At 66.4% G+C, this 15,036-nt stretch carries 11 protein-coding genes; 7 read left to right on the top strand and 4 right to left on the bottom strand.

Annotated features, from left to right (window positions below):
• Positions 1 to 1,544 (bottom strand): type VI secretion system Vgr family protein (locus NOM55_RS13690; RefSeq protein WP_255909070.1); only part of this gene is annotated, 1,544 nt, incomplete at its 3' end.
• 231 nt (positions 1,545 to 1,775) lie between these two features.
• Complete coding sequence (locus NOM55_RS13685) at positions 1,776 to 5,270, bottom strand: indolepyruvate ferredoxin oxidoreductase family protein (RefSeq protein ID WP_255909068.1); 3,495 nt, start codon at positions 5,268 to 5,270, stop codon at positions 1,776 to 1,778.
• Positions 5,271 to 5,645: 375 nt separating this feature from the next.
• On the opposite strand from NOM55_RS13685, the gene rarD reads away from it, so the two are divergent.
• From rarD to NOM55_RS13670, 3 genes are all read left to right on the top strand, one after another.
• Positions 5,646 to 6,554: an EamA family transporter RarD gene (gene rarD / locus NOM55_RS13680; protein ID WP_047967633.1), complete on the top strand. Its 909-nt coding sequence runs from the start codon at positions 5,646 to 5,648 to the stop codon at positions 6,552 to 6,554.
• Positions 6,555 to 6,702: 148 nt separating this feature from the next.
• Positions 6,703 to 7,152, top strand: coding sequence for a GNAT family N-acetyltransferase (locus NOM55_RS13675; RefSeq protein WP_255909066.1), 450 nt, complete (start codon positions 6,703 to 6,705; stop codon positions 7,150 to 7,152).
• Complete coding sequence (locus NOM55_RS13670; protein WP_255909064.1) at positions 7,149 to 7,808, top strand: alanyl-tRNA editing protein; 660 nt, start codon at positions 7,149 to 7,151, stop codon at positions 7,806 to 7,808. The genes NOM55_RS13675 and NOM55_RS13670 overlap by 4 nt, the downstream gene beginning before the upstream one ends.
• Positions 7,809 to 7,926: 118 nt before the next feature.
• Here the strand turns inward: NOM55_RS13670 and NOM55_RS13665 are convergent, their stop codons facing one another.
• Positions 7,927 to 8,802, bottom strand: a complete 876-nt coding sequence (locus NOM55_RS13665) for a carboxylate/amino acid/amine transporter (RefSeq protein WP_255909062.1) — start codon at positions 8,800 to 8,802, stop codon at positions 7,927 to 7,929.
• A 96-nt stretch (positions 8,803 to 8,898) separates the two neighbouring features.
• On the opposite strand from NOM55_RS13665, the gene NOM55_RS13660 reads away from it, so the two are divergent.
• From NOM55_RS13660 to NOM55_RS13650, 3 genes are all read left to right on the top strand, one after another.
• Positions 8,899 to 9,411: a MarR family winged helix-turn-helix transcriptional regulator gene (locus tag NOM55_RS13660; protein ID WP_255909060.1), complete on the top strand. Its 513-nt coding sequence runs from the start codon at positions 8,899 to 8,901 to the stop codon at positions 9,409 to 9,411.
• A 197-nt stretch (positions 9,412 to 9,608) separates the two neighbouring features.
• Positions 9,609 to 11,360, top strand: a complete 1,752-nt coding sequence (locus NOM55_RS13655) for a tetratricopeptide repeat protein (protein ID WP_255909058.1) — start codon at positions 9,609 to 9,611, stop codon at positions 11,358 to 11,360.
• A 133-nt stretch (positions 11,361 to 11,493) separates the two neighbouring features.
• Entirely contained in the window at positions 11,494 to 13,251 is a 1,758-nt protein-coding gene (locus tag NOM55_RS13650) for an SEL1-like repeat protein (RefSeq protein ID WP_255909056.1), read from the top strand.
• Positions 13,252 to 13,328: 77 nt separating this feature from the next.
• On the opposite strand, the gene NOM55_RS13645 is transcribed toward NOM55_RS13650, so the two are convergent.
• A complete protein-coding gene (locus NOM55_RS13645; protein WP_202902773.1) occupies positions 13,329 to 14,114 on the bottom strand; it encodes an inositol monophosphatase family protein in 786 nt (261 codons plus the stop codon).
• A gap of 173 nt (positions 14,115 to 14,287) precedes the next feature.
• Here NOM55_RS13645 and NOM55_RS13640 point away from each other — a divergent pair, with 173 nt between their 5' ends.
• Entirely contained in the window at positions 14,288 to 15,016 is a 729-nt protein-coding gene (locus NOM55_RS13640; protein ID WP_255909053.1) for a 16S rRNA (uracil(1498)-N(3))-methyltransferase, read from the top strand.
• Positions 15,017 to 15,036 lie beyond the last annotated feature (20 nt).

The raw sequence follows: 15,036 nt of genomic DNA, 5'->3' as shown, positions 1-15,036 counted from the left end.
TCGATGTCGCCTTCGATGAAGTCGACCAGCACTTCCTGGCCGAGGCGCGGGATGAACTGGTGGCCCCAGCCGGCGCCAGCGCTGGGCATCGCCACCCGCAGCCAGCAGCTGGAGCGTTCGTCAAGGTTGGCCCCGCTGTCCGGGTGCTCGTCCGGGCGCTGCCAGTGGAACTGCACCTTGATGCGGCCGTGGGCGTCGGTGTGCACTTCTTCGTTGGCGGGGCCGACCACGGTGGCGGTCTGCGCACCGCGCGCGGTGGGCTTGGCGTGACGGGTGGCGGCGTAGGTCGGGGTGAGCGGCAGGCCGCGGCGCTGGGCGTCGAACTCGCTGCGGAACGGCGCGTCGTTGCCAGTTTCGTCGCCTGCGGCCAACGTTGGCCGCAGGGCCGCAGGCAGGCTGCGGGCCAGCTCGGCCGGCAGGTTGTTGCGCACGGCAAGCCGCTGGCGGGTAACCACGAATTCGCGCTGCTCGGGTGCGTCCCACTGGTGCGCCGGGTGGTCGTCGAGGCGGAACCACTGCCCGGCGGTCAGGCCGCGTACCACCCCGCCGCCGCTGAAGGTCTTGGCCTGCGCATCGTGCGCCTGCTGCCGCAGCCGCGCGTAGTGCGATAGCTGCTCGGCATCGCTGGCGTAGTAGGCGCCGGGGGCGTCGTAGTGCTGCAGGCTGGATTGCAGGCGGGCACCATCCAGCCCCTGCTCGATCGCGGTCTCGTCGCCGCTGTGGCCGGTGGCCACCGGCTGGTAGTCGTAAGTCGCCAGCGCCACGCTGCCGCTGACGATCTGCCGCGCACCGTCCCAGCGGGTGAGGCCATCCTCTTCTTCGGTCGCATCGCTGCGGTGGAAGCGCACGCGCTCAAGGTTGGCCGCAGGCAGGCTGTACGGGTCGTCGAAGGCCAGCAGCTTGACCTGCGGGATATTCCCTCGCGACGCTGCGCTACCTCGCTCGGTCACGCCACTCAGGTGCTCGTAACGCCAACTGAGCCCTTCCTCGCGCAGCAGGCGGCAGATGAAGTCGTGGTCGGATTCGCGGTACTGCAGGCAGTAGCTGCGACTGGGCAGCGGGCCGGCCAGCGCGAAGTCCAGCTCCTGCACCGCGGCGAACAGCGGGTTGGCCGCCGCGTGCTCGGCAAAGAGCTGCCGCACGATGGCGTCCACAGATACATCCTGGAACACGCGCGAGGTCTGGCGCAGGCGCAGCAGCGCAAACGGCGGTTCGATGGTGAGTGCGTAGCGGGCAAAGCCACCGTCGCTGCCCAGCGTCTCGGCTGCGCTGACCACGCCGCAGCGCAGCGATTCGCGGCCGTCGGCGCCGGCGATGCCGAGCCGCACCGGCAGCCCCAGCAGTGACTTCAATTCGATGCCGTCATCCGCCGACAGGCACTCGACACGGAAGCGGTAATCGCCGGCCAGCGCCTCGTCGCCGCTCAAGGCCAGCGGCAGCAGCGCCTCGTCCCAGCGGCTACCGTCGCCCAGTTGCAGGGTGAGCAGGCGCTGGTCCTGGTTGAAGGCGGAGGCGAAGCTGGCGAGCAGGTCGGGAAGGGTCATGGCAGCGGCTCCGGAGCGGGACAAAGCCCCGAATTATGCCAAAGAATTACGCATTTGTCGTTAATGCCGGACGAGTAACAGGCCGGAGCGTGGCCCGCTTTTCGCCATGTTGCTTGCCGTCGACAAGAAGGCCGGCAGCTTGCGCCAGTACTGCTGCGCGGGATTGGAGGCGGGCCGCGCCATAAAAAAAGCGGGCCAGCGGCCCGCTCAAACACCCTCAAACATTGCCCGTTACGCCACCGCACCCTTGCCGGTGTGCGGTAACGCCTCGAACGCCTGCCGCAGTTCCGCCAGCTTGCCGCGGGCGCTGGCGAGGCCGGCGTCCTTGACATGGCCGAAGCCGCGAATGCCTTCGTACTGCTTGACCATCTCGGTGGCGGTGACCAGGTTGGCCGCGGTCAGCTTGCCGCACAGCTCGTCCACCAGCGTCTCGAACTCGACTATCAGTTGCCGCTCCAGCTTGCGGTCGGCCTGATAGCCGAACGGATCCAGCGCGGTGCCGCGCAGGCGCTTGCCGTGGGCGATGATGGCCATTGCCTTCAGTGCCCACTGGCCGAGGTTGATCTTGCGCGGCTGGTGGCCGGTCATCCAGCTGGCGCCGAAGTGGAAGGTCAGCTTCAGGTCGCCGTCGAACTGCGCCGCCAGCTCGCGCTGGAACACGCCGTCGCTGTACAGCCGCGCCACTTCGTACTCGTCCTTGTAGGCCAGCAGGTGGTAGTAGTTCTTCGCCACCGCCAGCGCCAGCGCGCTGCTGCCGGGACGGGCCAGCTCTTCGGCGGCCTGTACTCTGGCCACCAGCGCCTTGTAGCGCTCGGCCAGTTTTTCGTCCTGGTAGGCGACCAGTTCCTTGCTGCGATGGTGCAGCACGCCGTCCACCGTTTCACGTGGAACGAATTGCACCACCGCCGACGGCGACACCAGCGTTTCCACGCGCTGCAGGTCGTGCGCGGCGTGACGGCCCCAGGTAAAGGCATCCTGGTTGAACTTCACCGCGGCGCCGTTCAACTCGACGGCGGCCATGATCGCTTCCAGCGACACCGGCACCAGCCCCTGCTGCCAGGCGTAGCCGAGCATGAACATGTTGGCCGCAATGCCGTCGCCCATCAGCGCGGTGGCGATGCGGGTGGCGTTGACCTCGGCAAAGTGGCTGCCGCCGACCGATTCGATGATCGCGTCCTTCATCGCCCGCGCCGGGAAACGCACGTCCGGGTTCTTCAGGAAGGCGCTGGTCGGCGATTCGTAGCTGTTGACCACCACGTGGCTGAAGCCTTCGCGCATCTTGGCCAGCGCTTCCTCGGCGGCGGTCACCACCAGGTCGCAGCCCAGCACCAGGTTGGCGTCGCCGGCGGCGATACGCACCGCGTGCAGCTTGTCCTGGCTGTCGGCAATGCGCACGTGCGACCACACCGAGCCGCCTTTCTGCGCGAGGCCGGCCATGTCCAGCACGGTGATGCCCTTGTTGTCGAGGTGGGCGGCCATCGCCAGCACCTGGCCGATGGTGACCACGCCGGTACCGCCGACGCCGGTAATCATGATGCCGTACGGCTCGTGCAGCACCGGCAGCCGTGGTTCCGGCAGTACACCCATATGGTCGAGGCCGGCCTTGTTACCGCCGGACTTTTTCAGCTTGGCGCCGGAGACGCTGACAAAGCTGGGGCAGAAGCCCTCGACGCAGCTGTAGTCCTTGTTGCAGCTGCTCTGGTCGATCTTGCGCTTGCGGCCGAGCGCGGTTTCCACTGGCAGCACCGACAGGCAGCCGGATTTCTTGCTGCAGTCGCCGCAGCCCTCGCACACGCGCTCGTTGATGAAGATGCGGCGGTCCGGGTCAGGGAATTCGCCACGCTTGCGGCGGCGGCGCTTCTCGGCGGCACAGGTCTGGTCGTGGATCAGGATGGTGACGCCTTCCAGCTCGCGCAGCTCTTTCTGGATGCGATCCAGCTCGCGGCGGTGGAACACTTCCACCCCCGGCGCCAGGCCTTCCTTCAGCCCGTGCGCGGTGCGGTACTTGTCCGGATCGTCGCTGGTGATCACGATGCGGCCAACCCCTTCCGCGTGCACCTGGCGGGTGATCATCGGCACGTCGAGATAGCCGTCGACGTGCTGGCCGCCGGTCATCGCCACCGCGTCGTTGTACAGGATCTTGTAAGTGATGTTGACCTTGCCGGCCACCGCGGCGCGGATCGCCAGCAGGCCGGAGTGGAAGTAGGTGCCGTCACCGAGGTTGGTGAAGATGTGCTTGGTGGTGGTGAACGGCGCCTGACCCAGCCAGGTGATGCCTTCGCCGCCCATCTGGGTAAAGGTCTTGGTGCTGTCGCCCTCGATCCAGTGCGCCATGTAGTGGCAGCCGATGCCGGCCACCGCGCGGCTGCCTTCCGGCACCTTGGTCGACGTATTGTGCGGACAGCCGGAGCAGTAGTGCGGGATGCGGTTGATCGCCTCGCGCGGCTGCACCAGCTGCGCTTCCTTGTCATCGTAGAACTTCAGGCGGTCGTGGATCACCGGGCTGTCGAAGATGTTGGCCAGCCGGCTGGCGATGGCGCGCGCGATCATCGCTGGGGTCAGCTCGCCGGCGGCCGGCAGCAGCCAGTCGCCGTGCGGCAGCGCCCATTCGCCTTTCTCGGCGAACTTGCCCACCACGCGCGGGCGCACGTCGTCGCGCCAGTTGTACAGCTGTTCCTTCAGCTGGTATTCGATGATCTGGCGTTTTTCCTCGATCACCAGGATCTCGTCCAGGCCCTGCGCGAATTCGCGAACGCCTTCCGGCTCCAGCGGCCACACCATGCCGACCTTGAAGATGCGCAGGCCGATGTCGGCGGCCAGCGCCTCGTCGATGCCGAGGTCGTCCAGCGCCTGCATCACGTCGAGATAGGACTTGCCACAGGTGATGATGCCCAGCCGCGCCTTCGGCGAATCCAGCGTCACGTGGTTGAGCTTGTTGACACGGGCGTAGGCCAGCGCCGCGTACAGGCGGTGGTGCAGCACGCGCTTTTCCTGCGCCAGCGGGGTGTCCGGCCAGCGGATGGACAGGCCGTCGGCCGGCAGCGGGAAGTCGTCGGGGATCACGCAGTTGACGCGATCCGGGCTGATGTCGACCACCGCCGAGCTTTCGATGGTGTCGGTGATCGCCTTGATCGACACCCAGCAGCCGGAGTAGCGGCTCATCGCCCAGCCGTGCAGGCCGTAGTCGATCACCTCCTGCACGCCGGACGGCGACAGCACCGGGATCATGCTGGCAGCCAGGATGTGGTCGGACTGGTGCGGGAAGGTGGAGGATTTGGCGGCGTGGTCGTCGCCGCAGATCAGCAGTACGCCGCCGTGCTTGCTGGTGCCGGCCACGTTGCCGTGCTTGATCACGTCGCCGGAACGGTCGACGCCGGGGCCCTTGCCATACCACAACGCATACACACCTTCGTACTTGGCGCCGTCGAACATGTTGACCTGCTGCGTGCCCCATACCGCGGTGGCGGCGAGGTCCTCGTTGAGACCGGGGTGAAACACCACATTGTGCGCCTTGAGGTATTTCTCCGCCTTCTGCATGGTCTGGTCGACGTTGCCCAGCGGCGAGCCGCGGTAGCCGGTGACGTAGCCGGCGGTATTGAGGCCGGCGGCGCGGTCGCGCTCCTGCTGCATCATCGGCAGGCGCACCAGCGCCTGGATGCCGTTCAGCAATACCTGTCCGGTAGCTGCCGTGTATTTGTCTTCCAGTGCGACATGGCGAATCGACATGGTTTCTCCTCCATCATTCTCTGTGCTTGTGGCAACGGGGCGAGGCCGGCCTTGTGAGCGGCGCTTGCTGGCAATCTCTATCTCTAGTTGTAGCGCCTGTGGCGTCTTTTTGTGGCCGTGCCCGGCGCGCGCAGATGGCGGCCGGACTACTGGGCGCAGACTAGGTGACGTAAACGTAAACGTCAACATAATTGTCGTTTCACCACGCCCGGTGCGGCTTATGTGCCAGTGCAGCATGCGCGGCCGGCCGCGGCGGCAGAACACAGCGTTCCGCCCCCGCCATTGAGTAGACAGTCGGCGGGCGGTAGAGTGCACCCTTGACCCTGCCGCTACCGGCCACAAGCCGGCCTGCGGCCAACCTTTGCGGTGCCTCCCATGTCTACCTCCCGTCAGGAAACCTCGCGCGGCGTGCTGTATGCCGTCGGTGCCTTTTTCATCTGGGGCCTGTTCCCGCTGTACTGGAAGCCGCTGCACGACGTGCCGGCCTTGCAGATCCTGTGCCACCGCATCGTGTGGTCGGCCGTGTTCGTGGCGCTGATCCTGCTGCTGCAGCGCAACTGGGGCTGGCTGCTCGCCGCACTGCGCGATCCGCGGCGGGTGGCGATCTTTGCGGTATCGTCGCTGATGCTGTCGCTGAACTGGCTGATCTATATCTGGGCGGTCAACGAAGGCCGCGTGGTGGAGGCCAGCCTCGGCTACTTCATCAATCCGCTGGTCAACGTACTGCTGGGACGGCTGTTTCTCGGCGAGCGGCTGACGCGGCCGCAGGCTGCCGCCGTTGCCTTCGCGACACTGGGGGTGGGCTGGCTGACGCTGACCGCCGGCAGCCCGCCATGGATTTCACTGAGTCTGGCCGGCAGCTTCGGCATTTACGGCCTGCTGCGCAAAAAGGCGACGCTGCCCTCGCTGGAAGGCCTGGCGCTGGAGACCTTCCTGATGACGCCGCTGGCCGCCATCGCGTTGCTATGGTTCAACTGGCAGGGGCAGGGTGCCTTTGGCCAGCAGGGCACCGCCACCGACCTGCTGCTGCTCGGCGCCGGGGTGGTGACGGCCATTCCGCTGCTGCTGTTCGCCAGCGGTGCGCGACGGCTGAAACTGGCCACCGTCGGCCTGATCCAGTACCTCGGCCCCACCATCCAGCTGCTGCTGGGGGTATGGCTGTATAACGAGCCGTTCGGCAACGACCGCGCCATCGGCTTCGCGCTGATCTGGAGCGCTCTGGCGCTGTACTCCGGCGCCGGGCTGCTCAGCTACTGGAAGCAACGCCGCCTGCAGCAGGCGTAAACCGGCGCACGGCAACCACATGCGGCCAACCTTGAGGCAAGGTTGGCCGCATTGCTTTTGGCAGGCTGCTTCACACAGTGTTCTGCCCACCGCGCTTGCCGCCACGGCCAGCCGGCAGTAGCGTGACAGGCTGCTACCGGAGACAGACATGGCCATCACATTCGATACCGACAAGCAGCGACTGGACCGCGACATGGTGTACCGCTACCTGAGCGGCGAATCCTACTGGGCGCGCGGCCTGCCGCGCGACATCTTCGAGCGCTCGCTGGACGGCTCGCTGTGCATTGGCGGCTACGACGAACACGGCCGGCAGGTGGCGTTTGCGCGCGTGATCAGCGATTTCGCCACCTTCGCCTACCTCGGCGACGTGTTCGTGCTGGACAGCGTGCGTGGCCAGGGCGTGGGCAAGGCGCTGATGAGCTACATCCAGGCCCATCCGCAGCTGCAGAACCTGCGCCGCTTCATGCTGGCCACCGCCGACGCCCACGGCCTGTACGCGCAGTACGGCTTTGCCGCGCTGGGCGCGCCGCAACGCATCATGGAAAAGGTGGAACCGGACATCTACCAGCGCCTGGCCGGTGGGCACGCCCAGCCATGACGCACAAAACCTTCTGGGACGACCCGTACCGGTGCGAGCTGGCCACGCAGGTCGCCACGGTGGACGGCGCGCGCGTCACGCTGCAGGCCACCATCTTCTACGCCGAGAGCGGCGGCCAGGAGAGCGACAGCGGCAGCATCGCCGACCTGCCGGTGCTGCAGGCGGAAAAACTCGGCCGCGACATCGTCTACACCCTGGCCGCCGGCCACAGCCTGCAAGCCGGTGACGCGGTGACGGTGCGCATCGACTGGCCGCGCCGCTATCGTCTGATGCGGCTGCACTTCGCCGCCGAGCTGGTACTGGAAACCATCTGCCAGACGCTGGCCGGCGTGGAGAAGATCGGTGCCCACATCGGCGAGCACAAGGCGCGCATCGACTTCGCGCTGCCGCAGCCGATCAGCGCGCAGCTGCCGGCACTGCAGACCCGCATCGATGCGCTGATTGCGGCCAACCTGCCCATCACCAGCGCCTTTGCCGATGCGGCGAGCGAGCGTCGCTACTGGGAAATCGCCGGCTACGGCCGCGTGCCGTGCGGCGGCACCCACCTCCAGCGCACCGCAGAGGTTGGCCGCATCGCACTGAAACGCAAGAACGTCGGCAAGGGCAAGGAGCGGGTGGAGATCACGCTGCGGGACGATGAATCGTCTCCCGGATAACGGCGGAAGGCGTGCGGTATGCCGTTGCACGGACGGCCACCGGCACTACGCCGGCCAGCCCCTCAGCGACGCAAAAAAGCCGCCCGTGGCGGGCGGCTTGCTCGACTGACGGGGCCACTCACCCCGCCCGCGCCGGGCGGCGGCGGCTGGCCAGCTGCACGCACAGCACGCTGGCCAGCACCGTCACCATGCCGATCAGCGTCCAGCCGTGCAGGCGCTGCCCCAACGCCACCCAGCCCAGGATCACCGCCGCCACCGGGCTGAGCAGGCCCAGCGCCGACACCGCCACCGGCGGCAGCAGGCGCAGGCCGCGGAACCACAGGCCGTAAGCCAGCAGCGCACCCACCAGCGACAGGTAGGCGTAGCCGGCGACGTTGGCCGCAGACAGCGCCGGCAGCGGCGGATCCAGCCACAGCGCCGCCGGCAGCAGCATCAGGCCACCCAGCGCCAGCTGCCAGCCGGTCAGCGCCAGCAAGGGCAGGCTACTGCCCCAGCGCCGCGCCAGGTACATGCCCAGCGCCATCACCACCGCGCCGCCGGCGGCAGCCAGCACACCGATGCTGTCCCAGCGCGCGTTGCCGGCATTCAGCAGCACCGCCATGCCGGCAAGGCCGGCGCAGGCGGCCAGCAACACCAGCGGCCGCGGCGTCTGCCGCTCCAGCCCCCACAGCAGCGCCATCATCAGCAGCGGCTGGATCGCCCCCAGCACCGCGGCGATGCCGCCGGGCAGGCGGTAGGCGGCGACAAACAGCAAGGCCTGGAAGGCGCCGATATTCAGCAGCGACAGCAGCAGCAGCCGTGGCCATTCCTGCTGCTGCGGCAGGTGGCGCGTCCACAGCAACAGCAGCAGGCCGGCCGGCAGCACGCGCAGCACGCCGGCAGTAAACGGCAGGCCTGGCGGCAGCCATTGCGTGGTGACAAGATAGGTGGAACCCCAGATCAGCGGCACCACGGCGGTCAGCAGGGTATCGCGCCACAGGCGGGAAGCAGGCATCACGGATTTATCTCCCATTCAAGATATAATCAGCGTATCGCCAATTTATCTTCAATTCAAGATATTTGTCTTGAACACGAGCTATCCGGAGCCGGCATGGACACACTGAACACCCCCGATGCCGTGGACGCCATCCGCGCGCAATGGCAGCGCGAGCGCCCCGACCTCGACACCCGCGACATGGCGCTGATCGGCCGCCTGGCCCGCTGCGCTGGCCAGCTGCAAAAGCGGCTCAACGACACCTTCGGCCAGTACGGCATCTGCAACTGGGAATTCGACGTGCTGGCCACGCTGCGCCGCAGCGGCGCACCGTACTGCCTGGCACCCACCGCGCTGTTTTCCAGCCTGATGCTGTCCTCCGGCACCATGACGCGCCAGCTGCAGCTGCTGACCGAGCGCGGGCTGGTGGAACGGCTGCCCAACCCGGCCGACGCGCGCAGCCTGCTGGTGCGGCTGACCCCGGACGGGCTGGCACTGGTCGAGGCGGCGCTGGACGCCCACGTCGCCAATATGGCGGCCATCCTCGCCCCGCTGCCCGCCGAACCCCATGCCGCGCTCGACGCCGGCCTGCGCCAGCTGCTGGCGGTGCTGGAAGCTCCCGCGCACTGAGCAGGCGCGCTGCCATGCGGATCATCGGCCGGCCCGGAGCATCCGCGCCGGCCAGACCATCCCATGCGCCAAAAACAATGCGGCCAACCTTGCCCAAGGCTGGCCGCATTGCTTCGTCATAAAATTATTCAGCCCAACCCGCGCTTCCCGTATCCTGTACGCCTGTTTCACAGCCGACTGCTTCAGGATCTTGCCGAATGAAACCCCTCATCACGCTGGCGGCGCTGATGTCCGCCCTGCTGTTACCCGCCGCCGCGCACGCCGCCCTCTCCACACCCCCCGCCCAGAGCGCCGAACAGATCGCGGCCGAACAGGGTAATGCCAGAGCCCAGTTCAATATCGCGTGGCGCTATCAGCAGGGTGACGGGGTGGCGCAAGACTTTGCCCAAGCCGTGTTGTGGTATCGCAAGGCCGCCGAGCAGGGCCTGGGGGAAGCGCAGTTCAACCTCGCCCTGCTCCATCTTTCCGGACAGGGGACAGTGCAGGATACCGATACAGCGCTTGTCTGGCTCCGCAAGGCCGCCGAGCAAAACCTCAGCAGAGCAATGGTCAGCCTCGCCATTCAGCTCCTGCAAGACCAGCAGGCCGCGCAAAGTCATACCGAAGCCTTCTCCTGGTTCCACAAGGCGGCACGACAAGGAGACGCCGACGGCCAGTACTATCTCGGAAGATTGTATCTGTACGGGTATGGCACGACGCCCGATCCGGCCCAGGCGCTGGCGTGGTATCGCAAGGCCGCGGAGCAGGGATTGGCGCAAGCGCAGAATGAACTCGGTTCCGCATACCAGTATGGAAAACTGGTAGCCATGGATTTTGCCGAAGCCGAACGCTGGTACATCAAAGCCGCGGCACAAGGCCATCCGGAAGCAAAACTCAATCTGCACTGCCTATTCCTCAGTTCCAATGGCCTCAACAGGGAAACCATCCTGGCCGCCCATCAGTACCGGCAGGCCGCACAGCAAGGCGATGCCAATGCCCAGTACCTGACCGGCCTGATGCACGAGTCGGGCAAGGGTCTGCCAAGTGATATCCATCAGGCTGCCGGGTGGTACCGCAAGGCAGCGGAACAGGGTATGGCCGCCGCTCAATACAAACTGGGCCTGCAGTACCAAAATGGCCAGGGCGTCACCCAGAGTTTCAGCGACGCGGCAACGTGGTTGCGCAAGGCTGCCGAACAGGGTTTGGCCACGGCACAGGACAGCCTCGGGCAGATGTACCAGTACGGGCGGGGCGTAGACCCGAATGCCACCGAGGCCGTGACGTGGTACAGCAAGGCCGCCGAGCAAGGGCTGGCATCGGCGCAGACCCATCTGGGCGAAATGCTGCAGCATGGGCGCGGGGTCGACATGGATTTCGCCGCCGCCGAAAGCTGGTTCCTCAAGGCTGCGGCGCAAGGCGATACCCATGCCAAATGGCGCCTGAACGGCCTGTTCGAGAACCACGTAGGCCTCAGCCGGCAGGATCTGCTGACGGCAAGCCGGCAACAGCAGGCGGCACAAAAAGGTGAGGCCCGGGCGCAACGCGTGCTGGGCCAGATGTATGACGCCGGCAAGGGCCTGCCGCGTGACGACGCCGCGGCGGCCCGCTGGTATCGCAAGGCCGCCGCGCAGGGCGACGCGGTCGCCCGCAACAATCTGGGCAAACTCTACGCCGAAGGGCGCGGGGTTCCCTACGACTGGTCCCAGGCCGTGCACTGGTACCGGCTGGCGGCCGGGCAGGGCTATGCCCCGGCGCAGAACAATCTGGGCAATATGTATCGCTACGGGCAAGGCGTTGCCATGAGTGCGGAACAGGCGGTGCAGTGGTACCGCAAGGCCGCCGAGCAGGGGCTGAGCGAGGCGCAGTTCAGCTTGGCAACAATGTTGCTGAACGGTCAGGGCGTGCCAAGGGATGAACGCGAGGCCGATATCTGGTTTGACAAGGCTGCAAAGCGACCGCCGTCGCCTTGATCCCCAATAAAAATCGCGGCCAACCTTGCCCAAGGTTGGCCGCAGCCTTTTGTCATAAAATTATTCAACTCAGCCAGCGCTTCCCGTATCCTGTACGCCTGTTTCACTGCCGACTGTTTCAGGATCTTGCCGAATGAAAGCCCTCACTACGCTGGCGGCGCTGATGTCCGCGCTGCTGTTACCCGCTGCCGCGCACGCCGCCCTCACCACGCCCCCCGCCCAGAGCGCCGAGCAGGTCGCAGCCGAACAGGGTAATGCCGAGGCACAAACCCGCCTCGGCACTCGATACCTGCAAGGAAATGGCATCAGGCAGGACTACGCAGAGGGAGCTCGCTGGCTGCAGCTGGCTGCTTCCCAAGGGAGTGCAGTGGCCCAGTACAACCTCGGCGTAATTTTCGACAAGGGCTTAGGCACGCCGACCGATATGCCCTCGGCCATCCGCTATTACCATCAGGCCGCTGCCCAGCATCTGGCCCAAGCCCAATTTGCACTGGGTACGCTCTACTACGATGGACGTGGTGTTGCCCAAGATCTCAGCGCTGCCGCAGATTGGTTCCAACTGGCTGCTGACCAAGGGTATGCCGATGCGCAAGGTAACCTAGGCGGCATGTATCTCAACGGTCGGGGTGTCACTGGCAATACGGTTGAAGGCATCCGCTGGTTACGCTTGGCTGTAACGCAAAAATCCGATATCGGGCAGTACAACCTCGGGGTGGCCTATCGTGATGGCCTAGGAGTGGCCAAGGACGAAGCCGAAGCAGCACGCTGGTTCCGCCTTGCCGCCGAACAGCAGTACACCACTGCCCAGTTCAATCTGGGGGTGCCGTACCTGTATGGCCAAGGGGTTGCCAAGGACGAAGCCGAAGCCATGCGCTGGTTCCGCAAGGCGGCAGCAAAAAACCTTGCGGATGCCCAGCATAACCTCGGTGTGATGTACCGCGACGGGCTGGGCATCACCAAGGATGCAACCGAAGCGGCGCGCTGGTTCCACCTCGCCGCCGAACAGGGTTTCCCTAGCTCCCAGCACAACCTGGGCCTGCTGTACCTGGAGGGAAACGGCGTCCCACAGGATCCGGCGGCCGCTGCCGACTGGATAAGCAAAGCGGCCAACGGTGGCATGGCCCTGTCGCAGTACTTACTGGGCAAGTTGCACAGTGAGGGTCTGGGTGTCATCGAAGACGAGGGCCTCGCCGCGCTGTGGTACCGCAAGGCGGCCGAGCAAGGTCTGCCAGCGGCCCAGCATGCGCTGGGCGAGCTGTATCAGGCTGGCCGGGGTGTTGGCGAGGATACCGCCATGGCCATTGACTGGTACCGCAAGGCCGCGGCACAGGGGGTTGCCGAAGCCGCCCTGGCGCTGGCACGGCTCTATGCCGATGCCGACAGCGGCCACACCGACCTGGACGCGGCCCTGAACTGGTATCAGCAAGCCGCCAGCGCCGGCGATGCCAGCGCCCAGCTGGAGCTGGGCAAGTTGTATCTGGATGGCTCACAGGTGCCGCGACAGGACACGCTGGCAGCACAATGGTTGCAACGTGCTGCTACCCAGGAGGTCGGCTGGGCACAGCTCTGTCTGGCCGTGCTGTACACGCAGGGCAGGGGGGTGTCACCGGACAAGGTTCAAGCCCGGCAATGGCTGGACAAGGCCATCGCCCTGGAGGTGGCAGGCAGTAGCGCACTGGCCCCCCTCCTGCAGGCCGAGGGCCCGGCACAGGCCGCGACATTGCAAGCATTGCAGGCGAGGGCAGAACACAACGACGAAGATGCGCTGTACGCGCTATCGTGGGTGTATCGCTTCGGTATCAGCACCCCTGCCGATGCCGAGCAGGCGGCAAACTGGTATCGCCGCTGGCAGGCGAGCTGGCGGGAACAAGCACTGAGATCCGCCCCGTAAGCTCACACCCAGCCCAAGCAAACAAATCGGCCAACCTTGCAACAGGTTGGCCGCATCGTTTCCGGGTATCCGCCGGTTTACTGGTTGGCGCGCACCCAGCGGTGCCAGTGGCCGAACAGCTCCGGGTCCAGCGCCGCGATCACCGAGCGCTTCCACAGCGTGTCCGTCCAGTAGTCATCGGTATTGAGGCTGGCGATGCGGCCGCCGGCTTCTTCCAGGATCACCGCGCCGGCGGCGTAGTCCCACAGCCGCTGGCCGCCGTGCAGGTACAGGTCGTAACGGCCGGCGGCGAGGAAGCACCAGTCCAGCGTGGACGAGCCCATGCTGCGCTGGCTGCCGAACGGCGCCACGCTGTTCATGCGCGCCGCCAGCTTGCCGGAGCGCAGGTACTTGATCTCCACCGCGGCGATGGCGTCGCCCATGCTGTTGCGCGTGGTCTTCAGCGGCAGGCGGTTGCCGTTGAGGTAAGCGCCCTTGCCGCGCCGCGCGTAGAACATCTCGTCGGCCACCGGGTTGTAGATCACGCCCAGCTCGCTGATGCCGTTCACCATCAGCGCCACCGAGATGGCGAAGTAGGGCAGGCCGTTGACGAAATTGGTGGTGCCGTCGATGGGATCGACCACCCACAGCCCGTCCGGATTGGCCGCCCACAGCGCGTCCTGTTCCTCGCGCGTCATTTCCTCGCCCAGCACCGGGTGCGGCAGGATCAGCGGCAGGTCGCGCTGCAGTGCCTGCTGGCAGCCAAGATCGGCCTCGGTAAACAGCGAACCGTCGTCCTTGCGCGTCTTGCCGACGCGCAAAAAGCGCGGCATGACCTCGGTCTGGGCCACGTTACGAACGGTACGGATGACCTCGTCGACCACCTGCATGCGCTTCTCCTGGCGCGTCCGCCGGTCAGCGGACGGGTTAACACGGTTGGCAGGCCGGTGGGCCCGCACCTCAAGCCGTCCCCGCGGGGGCGAATTGAAAACAGTGGTTGTTGCAATTGCAGCAAAACAAGCAAAATACCGCCATCACCACAGACTTTCAACACACCATGCCCAGGTTTTTTGTTGCCACACCCCTCGCCGGCCTGCGTTCGCTGTCCCTTCCCGACCATGTCGTGCGCCATGTACAGGTATTGCGGCTGAAAGAAGGCGACGCCATCACCCTGTTCGACGGCCGTGGCGGCGAGTACCAAGCCACGCTCACCGCCATCGCCAAGCGCGATGCCGACTGCGACATCAGCCGCTTCGACGACAGCAGCCGCGAGTCGCCGCTGTGGCTGGGACTGGCGCAGGCGATCTCCAGCGGCGACCGCATGGAATTCACGCTGCAGAAGGGGGTGGAGATGGGCGTCAGCGTGTTCCAGCCGCTGATGACCGAGCGCAGCATCGTCAAGCTGGCCGGCGACCGCGCCGACAAGCGCCTGGCACGCTGGCAGGAGATCATCGTCTCCGCCTGCGAGCAGTGCGGGCGCAATACCATCCCCGAGGTGCTGCCTATCCTGACGCTGAAGCAGTGGCTGGCGGCGAAGCCGGACGGCGACGCGCACCTGGTGCTGTCGCCGCTGGGCACGCAGCGGCTGGCCGACATCGCCAAAGCGCCGGCGCGCGCGTGGCTGATGGCGGGGCCGGAAGGCGGGCTGTCGGCGGCGGAAGAGGCGGCGGCGATCGGCGGCGGCTGGACGCCGCTCAAGCTCGGCCCGCGCATCCTGCGCACCGAAACCGCAGCGCTGGCGGCGGCGGCGGCGATGCAGACGGTGTGGGGCGACTACGGCGCCTGAGACCGTACTCCGCTTTCACT

Origin of the sequence: Vogesella sp. AC12, from assembly GCF_024437575.1 — a bacterium.
Lineage (GTDB): Bacteria > Pseudomonadota > Gammaproteobacteria > Burkholderiales > Chromobacteriaceae > Vogesella > Vogesella indigofera.
The sequence above is the reverse complement of the archived record's forward strand: the minus strand, read 5'-3'. Positions and strand labels throughout refer to the sequence as shown.

Bases quoted from the DNA above. Each gene is read 5' to 3' on its own strand.
- NOM55_RS13685 (WP_255909068.1), bottom strand. From the start codon at position 5,270: ATGTCGATTCGCCATGTCGCACTGGAAGACAAATACACGGCAGCTACC.
- rarD (WP_047967633.1), top strand. From the start codon at position 5,646: ATGTCTACCTCCCGTCAGGAAACCTCGCGCGGCGTGCTGTATGCCGTC.
- NOM55_RS13675 (WP_255909066.1), top strand. From the start codon at position 6,703: ATGGCCATCACATTCGATACCGACAAGCAGCGACTGGACCGCGACATG.
- NOM55_RS13670 (WP_255909064.1), top strand. From the start codon at position 7,149: ATGACGCACAAAACCTTCTGGGACGACCCGTACCGGTGCGAGCTGGCC.
- NOM55_RS13665 (WP_255909062.1), bottom strand. From the start codon at position 8,802: ATGCCTGCTTCCCGCCTGTGGCGCGATACCCTGCTGACCGCCGTGGTG.
- NOM55_RS13660 (WP_255909060.1), top strand. From the start codon at position 8,899: ATGGACACACTGAACACCCCCGATGCCGTGGACGCCATCCGCGCGCAA.
- NOM55_RS13655 (WP_255909058.1), top strand. From the start codon at position 9,609: ATGAAACCCCTCATCACGCTGGCGGCGCTGATGTCCGCCCTGCTGTTA.
- NOM55_RS13650 (WP_255909056.1), top strand. From the start codon at position 11,494: ATGAAAGCCCTCACTACGCTGGCGGCGCTGATGTCCGCGCTGCTGTTA.
- NOM55_RS13640 (WP_255909053.1), top strand. From the start codon at position 14,288: ATGCCCAGGTTTTTTGTTGCCACACCCCTCGCCGGCCTGCGTTCGCTG.